The organism is Alistipes sp. An66 (genome assembly GCF_002161445.1).
Lineage (GTDB): Bacteria > Bacteroidota > Bacteroidia > Bacteroidales > Rikenellaceae > Alistipes > Alistipes cottocaccae.
The window spans coordinates 25,767-40,789 of the sequence record NZ_NFHT01000009.1 but is presented as its reverse complement, the minus strand read 5'-3'; the positions used below and the strand labels follow the sequence as shown (position 1 = coordinate 40,789).

Sequence of the window (15,023 nt, the reverse complement as noted above, 5' to 3'; positions counted from 1 at the left end):
TTCATCCGACCTTGATATTTTACTATTCACCCCTTTTCTGTTTCTGATCAAGCAACCGATCAAAGCATTTAATTGGAATCAAACCGTTACTGTTACTCGTCTTAAAAGTAGCATGATTCGATAGAGAAAATACCCATGCGAAAGAAAAATCGCTTTACGCAACAATCTGCAATCAACCAAATTTACCCGCTTCAAACATGTCAAATTTTTACGAAAATCTCGCTGTAATTTTTGAATTTGCTCCTTATTTTTATAATTACATTGAGCAGCGGAAATAAGCAATTGCATATTAGCCAAACACAAATTAGCTCGGGCAAAATCAACATATTGGGGCCAAAAACGAACTGTATCCTCATAGATTCGTTCACATGCCACTAAAAGAGACATCTTTTTCAGACTGAACGACTGATGAGTTATACTGGTTGCCGACATTCGATAATGATACAATTTCCGGGTAGTCATCACCACTTTTTCGACCTTCTGAAAAAGTTGCCACACAAACAAAGAATCCTCACCGTGACTAATCTCTTTCACAAACCGGGCATTTCTTACAAACTTCGCATCAAAAAGTTTACTCCACAAAACATGCATGAAAGCATTGGGTCCTAAAAACTCTCGGACGATACGTTCCCGATCCCAGACCTCTTCCTGAACCGGAAAAACAGCGGCGGAAACATTATTCTCAACCTTGTCATTTTCAAAAATGAATGCATGACATGTAACAATATCCGCATGGAAAGTTCGTGCCTTTGTTTCCAAATATTCAACCATTTGCGGGTCAATCCAGTCATCGGCATCTATAAACAGTACATAATCACCAGCAACATGGTCCAACAGCCTATTTCGGGTCTCTGCCACTCCAATATTTTCTTGGTGATACACTTCAAAATAGGCGTGTTTGGTTGCATATTCCTCACAGATCGACAAGGAATCATCCGTCGAGCCATCATCAATGATGACCACTTGAAGTTCTTGGTAGGTTTGAGATACAATACTATCAAGACACTGGCGCAGAAATTCAGCCGCATTGTAAACAGGAATCAGAATCGAAACCATCTCCTTAAAATCATTATTGTTCAATTTATATTGTCTCTACATCGATAACATCAGACTGACTGTGTCCAAACAACTATCATTTATCATTCGGACAGTCCCTGTTTCTCGATGCAACGGAGAATCTCGTCGCGCAGGGAGCGCGGCGTGACATTGCGGTGTACAACCAGCAGATATGAATTGCGGATCTGTTCGCGGATGAAGGCTTCCGGGAGATCGCCGTCCGTGCGGATCCCGTTCCAATGCCGCTTGTCGAAGTGCCACGCCTCACCGACCTCCGGATAACGTTCCCGCAGCCGCAGCGCCTCGTCCGGGTCGCACTTCACCGCCACCCAGCCGAAATCCGCCATGTCGGCACATGCATACATCCGTCCGCCGATCTTGTAGACCAACGTCGTTTCATCGAAGGGCGTCGTCTCCTCGGTCAGCGGCAGCGACAGGCAGTAGTCCCGAAATTCCTCGATATCCATCTCCGGCAGGTTTTGTTGTGCAAGATACGATTTTTTTGGCACACGGATTGCTCTCTCTGCCGAAGTAAAACCAAAATCTGCATGAAGATGAAAAAATTACTCCTCTGTCTGCCCCTGCTGGCGATCCTCGCCGCAGGCTTCATCGGCTGTTCCAAACAACGCCAGTGGAACCACGAACAGCGCAAAGCCATGCGCGAAGCCCTGCGCGCCTACCGTCAGATGATCTATCTCGACAACCTGACCGATGCCGAATTCGTCCTCTTCTCCGACCAGGTCGCCGGAACCCTCGAAAACGCCTATCCCGTCTACGTGGAATTCATCCAGATGGACGGCGTCGACGATACGGTCGACATGGTCGTCGTCACGGAGATCGTCGACGAACTCAACGCCGATGCCCGTAACATGCGCCACATCTTCCCCTACAACACCCTCGTAGCCCAGGGCGTGCTTCCGGCAGGCCTCGACCACGAACAGCAGAAGGCCTTCTACAACTGCTTCGCCCAGAAGGTCAACGACACCTACCTGACGATGGATCAGTTCTTCAACGCCATCCTCGCCGACACGACCGACATGTCCCAGCTCGCCCAGTTGCAGAGCCAGTGCGCCAACGATCTCTTCCAGTGGGTCGTAACCGAGGTCGACATCACCGAAACCGTCACGCCGGCCCCGGCGCAGGGCTCCACGACAGCCAACCAATAGATAGAAGTCCGTCCCGAAAACGGCGAGGGTCCCCCGGCAATCCGGGAGACCCTCTTTTCATGCGCACACCGCGCCGTTACTTGTCGGCGAAGAGCGAGCGGGCGATGCCCATTTCCAGCCCCCGCAGCTCGGCGAGTCCGCGCAGACGCCCCAGGCACGAATAACCCGGATTGGTCCGCTTTTTCAGGTCGTCGATCATCTGGTGCCCGTGGTCCGGACGCATCGGAATCGAGACCTTGCGCCGCTGCTGGATCTCCAAAAAGGCCTTCATCACCTCGTACATCGGCACGTCGCCTTCGAGGTGGTTCGCCTCGAAGAAGTTGCCCGCGGCGTCGCGCTGCGTCGAGCGCAGGTGCACGAAATTCACCCGGTCGCCCCAGCGGCGCATCATCCCCGGCAGGTCGTTCTTCGCCGAGACGCCGAACGACCCCGTACAGAGGCAAAGTCCGTTCGAGGCATTGGGAACCGCCTCGACCAGTTTCCGAAAATCCTCCTCCGTGGAGAGGATGCGCGGCAGCCCGAGGATCGAGAACGGAGGATCGTCGGGGTGGATCGCCAGCACCGAACCCACCTCGTCGGCCACCGGCGCCACCTCGCGCAGGAAGGCGATCAGGTTCCCGCGCAGCACCTCGGCCGTGACGCCCTTGTAGCGGTCCAGCTCCTTCTGGAACTGTTCCAGCGTGAAGCTCTCCTCCGAACCCGGAAGTCCGGCGATCATGTTGCGCGTGATGAGCTCGATCTCCGCGGCGTCCATCCGTTCGTAGCGGGCCTTTGCGGCGGCACGCTCCTCGGCCGAATACTCCTGCTCGGCGCCCGGACGTTTCAGGATGAAGAGGTCGAAGGCCACGAAGGCCGCGCGTTCGAAACGCAGCGCCCGCGACCCGTCGGGAAGCTCATAGGCGAGGTTCGTGCGCGTCCAGTCCAGCACCGGCATGAAGTTGTAGGTGATGACGTGGATGCCGCACGCCGCCAGGTTGCGGATCGACTGCTTGTAATTCTCGATATAGGGCTGGAAGTCGCCCGTGCGGGTCTTGATGTGCTCGTGCACCGGGATGCTCTCCACGACCGACCACACGAGGCCCGCATCGGCGATCATCTGCTGCCGCTTGCGGATCTCCTCCACGGACCACACCTCGCCGTTGGGAATATGGTGCAGGGCGTTGACGATATCGGTGGCTCCGGCCTGGCGGATGTCCGCGAGGCTCACGGGATCGTTCGGCCCGTACCACCGCCACGATTGTTTGCAAAGATACATAATGACTCTGTTTTTACGGATTAGATCGAGAAGGCGTCGAAACCGCCGTCGACAACGGCCAGCGCGCCGGTCACGAACGACGAGGCATCGCTGATCAGGTAGTGGATCGTACCCAGCAGCTCCTCGGGCTCGGCGAAGCGGCCCGCGGGCGTGTGGGCGATGATCGTCCGCGCACGGTCCGTATAGGAGCCGTCGGGATTGGTCAGCAGCGTGCGGTTCTGATTCGTCAGCAGGAAGCCCGGCACGATGGCGTTCACACGCATCTCGGGGCTGAACTTCATGGCCAGTTCGGCGGCCATGTACTTCGTGTAGTTGCCGATGGCGGCCTTCGCGGCGCCGTAGCCCACCACGCGGGTCAGCGGACGAAGCGCCGACTCCGAGCAGAAGTTGACGATCACACCCTTCCGGCGGGCCGTCATGGCCTCGCCGAAGACCGTCGTCGGGAGCACCGTGCCGAAGAGGTTCAGGTCCACGACCTTCTTGAAGGCGTCGATTTCCAGATCGAGGAACGACTTGTCCGGCGCGATCGTCGCACCGCCCATGTTGCCGCCCGCGGCATTCAGCAGCACGTCGATGTGGCCGTAGGCTTTCAGAATCGCATCGCGGTTGGCTTCCAGCACCTCGCGGTTCAGTACGTCGGTCACGAGGAAGAGCGCCTCGCCGCCCTGCGCGCGGATCGAGCCGACAAGCTCCTCGCCGGCCTTCTCGTCGCGGTCCAATACGACCACCTTTGCGCCCTGTTCGGCCAGATAGGCGCAGATCGAACGTCCCAGAATTCCGGCTCCGCCCGTCACGACGACGACGCGGTCGCGGATGTCAAACAGATTTTTCATAGCTGGTTCAGATAATATTGTTGGTATAATACGGTATGTTCTCTTTGAGCAGGATGTCGATCGGCAGGTTGTTGACCCCGTCGGGTCTCCGCCCCTCGACCAGCCACCCGCACAGCGACATCACCCCGCGGTAGCCCTGCACCTCCGGGCGTTGGGCCACGAGGGCCGTCACCACGCCGTCGGCCAGCATCCTCCGGTTGCGGTCGATCACGTCGTAGCCCACCAGCCGCACGTCGTGCCGTCCCCGCGCAGCGAGGTAGCCCGCCAGGATGTAGCACGTCGAATTGAAGGTCACGGCCCCGGCCACCGAGGGGTGGCACCCGAAGAGCTCGTCGAGCCGGCGGGCATTGCCGGCATCGTCGCCCAGACGCAGTGCCACGTCGTGCAGCGCACCGCGGAAATCGTGCCGCCGGAGGTAGTCCCGAAAACCGCGTTCGCGTTCGCGGCACTGGTTCGAGCCGCCGTCGCCGCGGTGGACGATCTTCCCCACGACGAGGTCCGCACCGGGGTCCAGCCGTTCGCAGAGCAGGCGCGCGGCGACCGCCCCGGCATCGAACGACGAGGTTCCGAAGTAAGCCAGGCGATTGCAGGAGGGGATATCGGAGTCGACAAAGACATACGGGATGCCGCGCCCGTCGAGCTCCGCGGTGAAGGGGATCACCCGCTCGGCGAAGAGCGTGGCAAGCAGCACGCCGTCGACAGGCTCCTCCCGCAGCGCCGCGAGGGTCTCCTCGAACGACGCACGGTCGTACTGATCGAAGCGGAACCGCCGCACCGCGACGTTGTAACGCCGCGCCTCGGCTTCGGCACGCACGACGCCCGCCTCGAAATCGGCCCAGTACTCCCCGGCCGCAAAGCGCGGCATCACCACCGCCACGACATACCGGCGTCCCGACGCCAGCGAACGTGCGATCAGATTCGGGCGGTAGTCGACCCGTTGCAGCACGGCGTTGACCCGCGCGAGATTCTCCGCCGAGACCTTGCCCCGGTTGTGGATCACGCGGTCGACCGTCCCGACCGACACGCCGGCCATCCGGGCGATGTCGACCAGACGCACCGTCGCCGGCGCACTCCCGCCGTTACAGCCGCTGCCGCCGTGCCCACAGCCACCGCCGTGTTCACCGCCGTTGCCGTATTCACCGCCGTTGCCACCGCCGTGTTCACAGCTGCCACTGTATTCACAGCCGCCACTGTATTCACAGCCGCCACCGTATTCACAGCCGCCACCGTATTCACTGCCGCCACAGTCCTTGTTTCCGTTGTCGAGCATGGTCTCCATCGGGTTCGAATTCCGGAGGCAAAGGTAAACACTTTTTCCAAAAATCGCAAGTGTGTGCGCACACACTTATGATTTTCCCGCAAAAAAAGTCCGACACGCAGTCGGACTTGACGGTTTCTTCCGGAGACCTCTCCCCGCCCGGGAACCTTATGCCGGATTCTTCAACCCCGGGAAATCGGGCGACACCACGATGCGGATCGCCCGGTGGAGGATCGAGAATTCCAGCGGCGTATGGCCCAGCGGCTCGCCGTCGATCTCGACCGAGACCTCCGGCGACGACTCGATGCGGATGCGGCTGCCGCGCTCCTGCAAGATATGCCGGATGCGGTAGATCCCGCCGTTGAAGAGGTAGTGGAAGCGGAACAACAGGTGCCAGAAGTGCACGGGACGGATCAGCGACAGGTCCAGAATCCCGTCGTCGGCGATCGCCGCCGGCAGGGGCTGCATGCCGCCGCCGTTGAACTTGCAGATGCCCACGGCCGCCGAAAAGAGCAGGTTGTTATAGACCAGCCGGTCGTCGACCCACACCTTGATGCCCGTCGACTTGTAGCGGAAGAAGTTCTTCACCACGCACCACGTATAGCGCCAACGGCTCTTGTGGCCCTTCTTTTTCAGGTGCGAGAGCTTGCGCACGACGTGTGCGTCGAACCCCACGCCCGCAACGTTGGCCATGTAGCGGCTCTGGCGGTAGTGCGCCTCCTCGTAGGAGACCACCCCGACGTCCTGCAAGAACGAACACCCCGCCGCAATGGCCTTCACGGCATCCTGATAGCGGTTCGAGATGCCGAACGTGCGCACCCAGTCGTTCCCCGTGCCGACGGCCACCACGGCCAGCAGCACCTCCTGCGGATCGACCGTCTGCTGGATGAACAGGCCGTTGACCACCTCGTGCAGTGTGCCGTCGCCGCCGACGACGATGATCCGCCGGTAGCCCTCGCGCACGGCCGTGACAGTCAGCTCCGTGGCGTGGAACTTGTGCTCCGTGAAGACCGGTTCGCAGACGATGTGCGCATCGCGCAGCAGCTTCGAGATCTGCGGAAAGTGATCCAGCCCGCGGCCGCCGCCGGCCACGGGATTCACGATCACAAACCATTTGTCGGACAATCCGGACACGACGCGGCTACTTTTCGGGGATGTTGCGCAGCGTGTCCGTCAGGAAGTCGTAGAACTTCCCGACCGAGGCGATCTCGACCTTCTCGTCGGGCGAATGCGGGTAGCAGATCGTCGGGCCGAACGAGATCATGTCCAGACCGGGATAGTTGCCGCCGATGATGCCGCATTCCAGCCCGGCGTGGATCGCCGTGACGGCCGGCTGCCGGCCGAAGAGGCGTTCGTAGGAGGCCGTCATCGCCTTCAGGATCGGGGATGACATATTCGGGTTCCAGCCGTCGTAGGCTCCCGTCAGTTCGGTGTTGGCACCCGCCAGCCCGAAGAGTGCCGCGATCGCCTCGCCCAGGGCCCGCTTCTCGCTGCCGACCGAGCTGCGCAGCAGGCATTGCAGCTTCACCGTGCGGCCGTCGGAGACCACACGCGCCAGGTTCGTCGAGGTCTGCACCAGCCCCGGCATGGCCATCGACATCTTCTGCACGCCGTCGGGGCAGGCCACGACGGCACGGATCAACGCCCCGGCGGTCTCGCGCGGAAGCATCTCCGCCGGACGGTCGCACGCCTCGACGAACATCTCGATCGAATCCTCGATGCCGGCGTATTCGGCCCGCACGACCTCCCGATAGGCATCCAGCGCCCCGGTAAAGGCGCCCAGCGCCCCGGTCGGAACCAGCACCGTGGCTTCGGCCTCGCGCGGGATGGCGTTGCGCAGTCCGCCGCCGTCGACCGACGCCAGCAGCACCTCGCACGGCGCGGCGTTCAGGAAGCGGAAGAGCAACTTATTGGCGTTGGCACGCTGGCAGACGATCTGGATGCCCGAGTGGCCGCCTTTGAGCCCCTTGACCATCACCTTCACCGCCGTATATCCTTCGGCGGGGGTTGCCGCCGCGGCATAGTCGAAGCGGATGTTGGCATCGAGACCGCCGGCGCACCCCACGTAGAGCTCGCCCTCCGTCTCGGAGTCGAGGTTCAGCAGGATGTCGCCCTGCAACACCCCGCCCTGCAACCCGAAGGCGCCGTCCATGCCGGTCTCCTCCGTGGCCGTGAAGAGCGCTTCGAGCGGTCCGTGCACGAGCGTGTCGTCCTCCAGCACGGCCAGAATCGCCGCCACGCCGATGCCGTTGTCGGCCCCGAGCGTCGTGCCGTCGGCCGTCACCCATTCGCCGTCGACGTAGGCGTCGATCGGGTCCTTCTCGAAGTCGAACTCCTTGTCGTTGTTCTTCTGCGGAACCATGTCCAGGTGGGCTTGCAGAATCACCCCCTTGCGGTTCTCCATGCCCGGCGTGGCCGCCTTGCGCACATGGATGTTGTGCGCCGCGTCCTCCGTGGCTTCCAGCCCCCGCGAACGGGCGAAATCCAGCACGTAACGGCGGATCCGCTCCTCGTGCGACGACGGACGCGGAATGCGGACGATCTCCGCAAAGTGTTTCCAGACCAATGTCGGCTTCAAAGCCGTCAGATTGCGATCCATACTCTTATTCGTTTTTTGAATGATACGTTTCCGGATTTTTCGAAGCCTCCCCGACCCCGCGGTCGAAGGCCTCGACGATGTATTTCACCAGCGGGTGCCGCACGATGTCGCGCTTGTCGAACTCCACGATCCCGATCCCCTCGACATCGCGCAGCAGCTCCATCGTCCGCACCAGTCCGCTGTCCGACTTCTTCGGCAGGTCGATCTGCGTCACGTCACCCGTGACGATGAAGCGCGCGTTGCGACCCATGCGCGTGAGGAACATCTTGATCTGCGAGAGCGTCGTGTTCTGCGCCTCGTCCAGGATGACGAAGGCGTTGTCCAAAGTCCGGCCCCGCATGTAGGCCAGCGGCGCGATCTGCACCGTGCCCTCTTCGAGGAACTTTTGCAGCTTCACGGGTGGGATCATGTCGTTCAGCGCGTCGTACAGCGGTTGCAGGTAGGGGTCCAGCTTCTCCTTCATGTCGCCGGGCAGGAAGCCCAGCTTCTCGCCCGCCTCGACGGCCGGGCGCGTGAGGATGATCCGCCGCACCTGACGCTCCTTCAACGCCCGCACGGCCAGCGCAATGGCCGTATAGGTCTTGCCCGAGCCCGCCGGACCCACGGCGAACAGCAGGTCGTCCCGGTCGTAGAGCTTCACCAGCCGCTGCTGGTTCACGGTCCGCGCCCGGACGATGTTGCCGTTGTTGCCGTAGACGATCACGTCCTTGTCCACCGGCGTGTCGTCCGGCAACGCCGCGCCCGAAAAGCACTGGTCGATGACCTGCGACGAAATATGTCCGTATTTGAGGTAGTAGGCCACCAGCGAGTCCACCCGCTTGGCGAAGCGCCGCGTCTCGGCCTCCGGTCCGAGGACCTTCAACGCCGAGCCCCGGGCCACGATCTTCAAGGCCGGGTGCAGCGACTTGATCTGTTCGAGATAGGCATTCTGGGGGCCGTACAGCTCCCGGGGGTCGACCCCTTCGATGAGAATCTCCCTGCCGACACTCTCCGTCATGGGTCAGAAGATATAGCCGACGCTGAGCGCCACGTTGTAGGAACGAAGATTGTCGAGACGGCTGCCGTCGGGGAGCACCACATCGCGCTTGCCGCGGAACTGACCGTTGTAGCGCACGTCGATGAGCAGGTGGCGCATCAGCACGATCCCCGCACCCGCGGTATAGGAGACCGACGGGCGGACCCGTCCGAAATCCAGCAGATCGCCGCCCGACTTCTGCTTGCAGTCGTTCATCACCGTGAAGACCGGCCCCGCATAGATCCGCAGGGGCGTCAGCAGGCGGAACGAGGCCAGAACCGGGACGTCGATCGAGTTCGATTTGAGGTTGATCTCGGCCTTTCCCGACGGGCGGATGCGCAGGCCCTGACGCACGTAGAGGATCTGCGGTTCGATGGCGAAGGCGCCGAGTTTCACGGCCGTGACGATACCGGCCTGCCAGCCCAGTTTGTTGCGGATGTCGGCGGCATCCATGTTCGTCGTATAGTCGGGGATGTTGATACCCCCGATGACACCCCACTCGACCATCGTGCGGGGCCGCTGCGCCGAGGCGCCCAGAGCGGCGCCGGCCAGCAGAAGAGTCAGTACGAATTTACGCATATTCATTCCGTTTCATTTGTTCTTGTCACGTTGCAGACGGAGCGCCGCCCAGAGCATGTAGGCCAGGCACGCCGCCACGAAGAGCATGCCGGCGTGGGGATTCCCCGTCGCGCGGATCACCGCCCCGCACACGGGTCCCGAGACGGCCCCGGCCGAAATCGCCATGATCATCAGCCCGGCCACCTCGTTGGCGTGTTCCGGAACGGCCTTCGTCGCCACGGCATAGAACGTGGCGAAGACGCACGACATGGCGAAGCCCAGCAGCCCGACGGCCGTATAGATCGCCGCCTCGCTGCGCACGAAGACCAGCGCCAGCGCCAGAAGCAGTCCGCCGGCCATGTTCCAGGCGAGGTATTTCGTATCGGAGAGGCGCACGAGCACCCAGGCGCCGACCAGCGTCCCGACGATGCGGCAGGCGTAGAAGCCCGTCGTGGTGAGAATCGACGACGGCGCATCGATCAGCCGCACCGAGAGGAAGCCGATCCCCACGTCGCCGGCGATGAAGCACGCCACGCCCAGCGCCGGGATCAGCACCCGGCGGTTTTTCAGCAGCCGGAAGCAGGCCGCCATGCCTGCCGCATGCTCCTTGCGGGCGGGCTCCGGAATGGCGGTCAGTTGCAGCCATACGCCGCCGATGACGGTCAGGGCCGCATAGATCGGCAGCAGCAGACGCCACGATCCCGTCCAGGCCACGAGTCCCGTGACGAGCGGCGCCAGGAGCAGCAGCGACGTGTTGCGGAAGATCTGTCCGACGGTCAGATAGCTCGTCATCCGCTCGCCGGGAACGATCGTCGCCAGCAGCGGGTTCACGGCCACCTGCACGCACGTATTGCCGATGCCCAGCAGCCCGAATCCGGCGAAATACCAACCCAGCGCGCAGTCGGCGCCGGCGGCATAGGGGACCAGCATGCCGATGCAGGTGAATCCGTATCCGAGCAGCGCGGTGGCCTTGCGGCCCCAGCGGTTCATGAGCGCAGCAACGGGTGTCGACAGCACCAGGAACCACAGGAAGACCATCGTCGGCAGGAAGCTGACCGCACCCTGCTGTCCGGCGGGGAAATCCGCGGCGATACGCCCCGAGATCGGGGCCACCAGATCGCAGAAACCCATGATGAAGAAGCCCGCCAGGACGGGTCCGAGGAGTTTTCCGGGAGTCGTATTTTGAGTCATCCGTCGAAATTTGCGTTTTTCCGATTTTTCAAAGTTACGTTTTTTTCCGCAAAAACCGTGTCGTCCGTGCAGATATTTTCTCGGAGGTGTGTCCTGCATGGTTTTTGCGATGCGGGACGACACGGCGGTGTCCCGCACGGAAGTGTCTCACCCAAAGCCCCGAACCCTCCCCACGAAGCCTTCGGAAAGGCCCCTCCGGCTCCGGACCGCACGACAAAACCCGCCCCTGCTCTTGTTTTTAACCCGCTTTTTTCCTATATTTGTTTTCAATTTTGAGACCCGCGCCCTCCATGTTCCTGTTCGCACATATCGACCTGACGCTGCCGCTCGAAGACCCGATTCTGAAATTCCTGCTGATTCTGGTCATCATCCTCGCAGCGCCCCTGCTGCTGAACAAGCTCAAAATCCCCTACCTGCTGGGACTCATCATCGCCGGCGCGGTGATCGGCCCCCACGGCCTGAACCTCGTGCTGCGCGACAGCAGCATCATCCTCTCCGGAACGGCCGGCCTGCTCTACATCATGTTCCTCTCGGGCCTCGACATGGATATGTCCGACTTCCGCCGCAACAGCTGGCGAAGCCTCGTCTTCGGACTCTACACCTTCTGCGTACCGCTGGCCCTCGGAATCCTTGCCGGATACTACGTCCTCGGATTCTCGATCTACTCCTCGATCCTGCTGGCCGGGCTCTTCGCCTCGCAGACCCTGATCGCCTACCCCATCGTCAGCAAACTCGGAATCGCCCGCGACAAGGCCGTCACCATCGCCGTCGGCGGCACGGTCATCACCGACACGCTCGCCCTGCTGCTGCTCACGGTCATCGTCGGCATGGCCACGGGAAACGTCGACGACATGTTCTGGTGGCGGCTTTCGGGCTCCGTGGCACTCTGCATCGCCATCATCGTCGTCCTCTTCCCGATCCTCGCGCACTGGTTCTTCAAACAGGTCAGCGACAACATCTCGCAGTACATCTTCGTGCTGGCGATGGTCTTTCTGGGCTCCTACCTGGCACAGCTCGCCGGGTTGGAACCCATCATCGGGGCCTTCCTCACGGGAATCGCCCTCAACCGCCTCATCCCCCGCACCTCGCCCCTGATGAACCGCATCGAGTTCGTCGGAAACGCCATCTTCATCCCCTTCTTCCTGATCGGCGTCGGCATGCTCATCGACTACCGGGCCTTCTTCCGCGACTGGGAGAGCCTCGAAGTCGCCGCCGTCATGATCGTCCTGATCACCGCCGCGAAGTACATCGCGGCGTGGCTCACGCAGAAGAGTTTCCGTCTCTCGCCCGACCAGCGCACCGTGATCTTCGGATTGAGTTCGGCCCATGTCGCCGCGACGCTCGCCGCCGTGATGGTGGGCTACAACGTCATTCTGGGATACACGCCCGGGGGCGAGCCGATCCGGCTGCTGAACGAAAGCGTACTGAACGGCACGATCCTGATGATCCTGGCCACCTGCACCGTCTCGACCTTCGCCACGCAGCGCGGGGCGCACAACATTGCCGTGCGGCAGACGCAGCAGACCTCCGAGGAGAAATCCCCCGCACAGGAGGACCACATCCTGATCCCCGTAGCCCACGAGGAGTCGGCCGACGAACTGGTCGGATTGAGCTCGATGCTCAAACGCGCCGGCGAACCCAACGGACTCTACGCCCTGCACGCCATCGACAACAAGGCCGACGACCCGAACGTGGAGAAACGGGCCCGGAAGGTGTTGTCGGCCGCAGCCACGGCCGCAGCGGCAGCGGACATCTACTTGCAGGAGCTGCTCCGCTACGACGTGAACATCACCAATGCCATCGTGAGCGTGGCCCGCGAGCGCAACATCACCGACATCGTCATGGGCATGCACCTCACGGCCCCCGTGGTTCCGGCGCTCCCCGGCATCCCGGGCATTCCCGGACCGCCCAGCCCGGCGATCGGGAAGATGGCCGTGGATATCCTCACCCAGAGCAACGTTACGACGTTCCTCTACCGGCCCGTGCAGCCCATTACGACGATCAAGCGCCACCTGATCGTCGTGCCCGAAAAGGCCGAGCAGGAGGCCGGGTTCCAGTTGTGGCTGCGGCGGATCCGCCTGCTGGCCGGAAACTCCGGGGCACGGATCTCCATCCTGGCGCCCGAGAGCACGCTGGCCTACCTCCGGCCGAAGGGGCGGAAACTCCCGGCCAACATCGACTACGTGCCGTTCAGCCAGTGGGACGACATTCCGTCGCTCGAACACGACGTGCGTGAGGACGACTGCCTGTGGTTCGTGATGAGCCGCCGCGACCGGGTCTCCTACCACCCCTCGATGAGCCGTATCCCGTCGCTGCTCGAACATCTTTTCGCCGGATACAGTTCCGTTCTGCTCTACCCCGTGCAGGCGGGCGACACCGAGAGCCGCTACATCCGGGTATAGGGTCGGGAATGCCGGAAATGCCCCGGGATGCGAGGCGTCGGTTCCCGGAGGGGAGATCCCGAGCCGCAAATTGCACGAAAAATTTTTTACCCTCGCGGATTTGCGCTATCTTTGCACTCCAACAGCAACAAAGAACGGAGAAGAACATGAGCCTCGTAGCAATCGTCGGACGTCCCAACGTCGGAAAAAGCACCCTCTTCAACCGCCTCGTCGGTGAACGAAAGGCCATCGTCGATGCGACGGCCGGCACCACGCGTGACCGCCATTACGGCAAAACCGACTGGAACGGACGCGAATTTTCGGTCATCGACACCGGCGGCTATACCGTCAATTCGGAGGACATCTTCGAAGACGAGATCCGACGCCAGGTCCTGCTGGCCATCGACGAAGCCGACGTGATCCTCTTCCTCGTGGAGGTCCGCACGGGGATCACCGACCTCGACATGCTCATGGCCGACATCCTGCGGCGCACCTCCAAGAAGGTGATCCTCGTCTGCAACAAGGTCGATACGAACGACCTGATATTCAACTCCCATGAATTTTACGCCCTCGGGCTCGGGGACCCCTTCTGCATCAGCTCGATGTCCGGGAGCGGCACGGGCGACCTGATGGACGCCATCCTCGCGGCACTGCCCGCGGACGCCACCTCGGAGGAGGAGGACGACCTGCCGCACATCACCGTCGTGGGACGTCCCAACGTCGGGAAATCCTCCCTGACGAACGCCCTGCTCGGACAGGAGCGCAACATCGTGACCTCGATCGCCGGGACCACGCGCGACTCGATCCGCACGCGCTACAACAAGTTCGGCATGGACTTCTACCTGGTCGACACGGCCGGCATGCGCAAGAAGGGCAAGACGATGGAGGATCTCGAATTCTACTCCGTGATGCGGTCGATCCGCGCCATCGAGAGTTCCGACGTCTGCATCCTGATGCTCGACGCCCGGCAGGGGCTCGAATCCCAGGACCTGAACATCCACAACCTGATCGTCCGCAACCGCAAGGGATGCGTCATCGTGGTCAACAAGTGGGATCTGATCGAGAAGGAGAGTAACACGATGAAGGAGTGGACCGAGTTCCTCAAAAAGAAACTCGCGCCGTTCAACGATATTCCGATCATCTTCACCTCGGTGCTGAACAAGCAGCGGATTCTCGACGTGCTGCAAACCGCCATCCGGGTTTACCAGTCGCGCAAGCGGCGCATCGCAACCTCGGAGCTCAACGACTTCCTGCTGCCGCTGATCGAGAACTACCCGCCCCCCGCAACCAAGGGCAAGTACATCAAGATCAAATACGTAACGCAGCTGCCGACGCCGACGCCGCAGTTTGCGTTCTTCGTCAACCTGCCCCAGTACATCAAGGAGCCCTACCGCCGGTTCCTCGAAAACAACATCCGCGACCACTGGGATTTTTCGGGTGTTCCGATGCAGATCTATTTCCGGCAGAAGTAAGATCCGTATAGCCAAGCCGACGATTTCGCTCCCGAAAAATCCCGGCGAGACAATCCCCCTACCGGTTTAAAAAACCGGTTCTATGGGCGCCCGGTTAAGAACCGGACCTTTCTTAAAGGGGCGGTTTCGAACCTCCGAAAAATCCCGGCGAGACAATGTCTCTTGCGAATCCGGACAAACAACAGCCGGAACATCCTCCCAAAAGCAGGAGCCGGGGCACATAAACCCCGGCTTCTGCT

At 61.3% G+C, this 15,023-nt stretch carries 13 protein-coding genes; 3 read left to right on the top strand and 10 right to left on the bottom strand.

What is annotated here, in order from left to right; all coding sequences use genetic code 11:
* Window positions 1-78: 78 nt before the first annotated feature.
* Complete coding sequence (locus tag B5G16_RS07575; protein ID WP_087262874.1) at window positions 79-1,056, bottom strand: glycosyltransferase; 978 nt, start codon at window positions 1,054-1,056, stop codon at window positions 79-81.
* 83 nt (window positions 1,057-1,139) lie between these two features.
* A complete protein-coding gene (locus B5G16_RS07570) occupies window positions 1,140-1,523 on the bottom strand; it encodes an MmcQ/YjbR family DNA-binding protein (RefSeq protein ID WP_087262872.1) in 384 nt (127 codons plus the stop codon).
* 87 nt (window positions 1,524-1,610) lie between these two features.
* Here B5G16_RS07570 and B5G16_RS07565 point away from each other — a divergent pair, with 87 nt between their 5' ends.
* Window positions 1,611-2,222 (top strand): hypothetical protein, encoded by a 612-nt coding sequence (locus B5G16_RS07565; RefSeq protein WP_087263008.1) that lies wholly within the window; start codon window positions 1,611-1,613, stop codon window positions 2,220-2,222.
* Between the two features lie 76 nt (window positions 2,223-2,298).
* Here the strand turns inward: B5G16_RS07565 and uxuA are convergent, their stop codons facing one another.
* From uxuA to B5G16_RS07525, 8 genes are all read right to left on the bottom strand, one after another.
* Window positions 2,299-3,477 (bottom strand): mannonate dehydratase, encoded by a 1,179-nt coding sequence (gene uxuA, locus B5G16_RS07560; protein ID WP_087262870.1) that lies wholly within the window; start codon window positions 3,475-3,477, stop codon window positions 2,299-2,301.
* A 20-nt stretch (window positions 3,478-3,497) separates the two neighbouring features.
* A complete protein-coding gene (locus tag B5G16_RS07555) occupies window positions 3,498-4,310 on the bottom strand; it encodes an SDR family oxidoreductase (protein WP_087262867.1) in 813 nt (270 codons plus the stop codon).
* A 7-nt stretch (window positions 4,311-4,317) separates the two neighbouring features.
* A complete protein-coding gene (locus B5G16_RS07550; RefSeq protein WP_262481318.1) occupies window positions 4,318-5,589 on the bottom strand; it encodes a LacI family DNA-binding transcriptional regulator in 1,272 nt (423 codons plus the stop codon).
* A gap of 147 nt (window positions 5,590-5,736) precedes the next feature.
* On the bottom strand, window positions 5,737-6,702 hold the full coding sequence (locus B5G16_RS07545) for a diacylglycerol/lipid kinase family protein (protein ID WP_087262865.1): 966 nt from the start codon (window positions 6,700-6,702) through the stop codon (window positions 5,737-5,739).
* 7 nt (window positions 6,703-6,709) lie between these two features.
* Entirely contained in the window at window positions 6,710-8,167 is a 1,458-nt protein-coding gene (locus B5G16_RS07540; protein WP_087262862.1) for an aminoacyl-histidine dipeptidase, read from the bottom strand.
* Between the two features lie 4 nt (window positions 8,168-8,171).
* Complete coding sequence (locus tag B5G16_RS07535; RefSeq protein ID WP_087262859.1) at window positions 8,172-9,164, bottom strand: PhoH family protein; 993 nt, start codon at window positions 9,162-9,164, stop codon at window positions 8,172-8,174.
* Window positions 9,165-9,167: 3 nt separating this feature from the next.
* Entirely contained in the window at window positions 9,168-9,767 is a 600-nt protein-coding gene (locus B5G16_RS07530; protein ID WP_087262857.1) for a porin family protein, read from the bottom strand.
* 6 nt (window positions 9,768-9,773) lie between these two features.
* Window positions 9,774-10,931, bottom strand: a complete 1,158-nt coding sequence (locus tag B5G16_RS07525) for an MFS transporter (RefSeq protein ID WP_087262854.1) — start codon at window positions 10,929-10,931, stop codon at window positions 9,774-9,776.
* A gap of 290 nt (window positions 10,932-11,221) precedes the next feature.
* On the opposite strand from B5G16_RS07525, the gene B5G16_RS07520 reads away from it, so the two are divergent.
* Both B5G16_RS07520 and der read left to right on the top strand, forming a co-directional pair.
* Window positions 11,222-13,333 carry a cation:proton antiporter gene (locus B5G16_RS07520; protein ID WP_087262852.1) on the top strand — a complete coding sequence of 704 codons (2,112 nt, stop codon included), beginning with the start codon at window positions 11,222-11,224 and terminating at the stop codon, window positions 13,331-13,333.
* A 146-nt stretch (window positions 13,334-13,479) separates the two neighbouring features.
* Window positions 13,480-14,784: a ribosome biogenesis GTPase Der gene (gene der / locus B5G16_RS07515; RefSeq protein ID WP_087262850.1), complete on the top strand. Its 1,305-nt coding sequence runs from the start codon at window positions 13,480-13,482 to the stop codon at window positions 14,782-14,784.
* The last annotated feature ends 239 nt before the right edge of the window (window positions 14,785-15,023 follow it).

What these genes read in the sequence shown, in the direction of transcription:
- B5G16_RS07570 (WP_087262872.1), bottom strand. Translation starts at nt 1,523, where the DNA reads ATGGATATCGAGGAATTTCGGGACTACTGCCTGTCGCTGCCGCTGACC.
- B5G16_RS07575 (WP_087262874.1), bottom strand. Translation starts at nt 1,056, where the DNA reads ATGGTTTCGATTCTGATTCCTGTTTACAATGCGGCTGAATTTCTGCGC.
- B5G16_RS07555 (WP_087262867.1), bottom strand. Translation starts at nt 4,310, where the DNA reads ATGAAAAATCTGTTTGACATCCGCGACCGCGTCGTCGTCGTGACGGGC.
- B5G16_RS07525 (WP_087262854.1), bottom strand. Translation starts at nt 10,931, where the DNA reads ATGACTCAAAATACGACTCCCGGAAAACTCCTCGGACCCGTCCTGGCG.
- uxuA (WP_087262870.1), bottom strand. Translation starts at nt 3,477, where the DNA reads ATGTATCTTTGCAAACAATCGTGGCGGTGGTACGGGCCGAACGATCCC.
- B5G16_RS07565 (WP_087263008.1), top strand. Translation starts at nt 1,611, where the DNA reads ATGAAAAAATTACTCCTCTGTCTGCCCCTGCTGGCGATCCTCGCCGCA.
- der (WP_087262850.1), top strand. Translation starts at nt 13,480, where the DNA reads ATGAGCCTCGTAGCAATCGTCGGACGTCCCAACGTCGGAAAAAGCACC.
- B5G16_RS07550 (WP_262481318.1), bottom strand. Translation starts at nt 5,589, where the DNA reads ATGGAGACCATGCTCGACAACGGAAACAAGGACTGTGGCGGCAGTGAA.
- B5G16_RS07520 (WP_087262852.1), top strand. Translation starts at nt 11,222, where the DNA reads ATGTTCCTGTTCGCACATATCGACCTGACGCTGCCGCTCGAAGACCCG.
- B5G16_RS07540 (WP_087262862.1), bottom strand. Translation starts at nt 8,167, where the DNA reads ATGGATCGCAATCTGACGGCTTTGAAGCCGACATTGGTCTGGAAACAC.
- B5G16_RS07535 (WP_087262859.1), bottom strand. Translation starts at nt 9,164, where the DNA reads ATGACGGAGAGTGTCGGCAGGGAGATTCTCATCGAAGGGGTCGACCCC.
- B5G16_RS07530 (WP_087262857.1), bottom strand. Translation starts at nt 9,767, where the DNA reads ATGAATATGCGTAAATTCGTACTGACTCTTCTGCTGGCCGGCGCCGCT.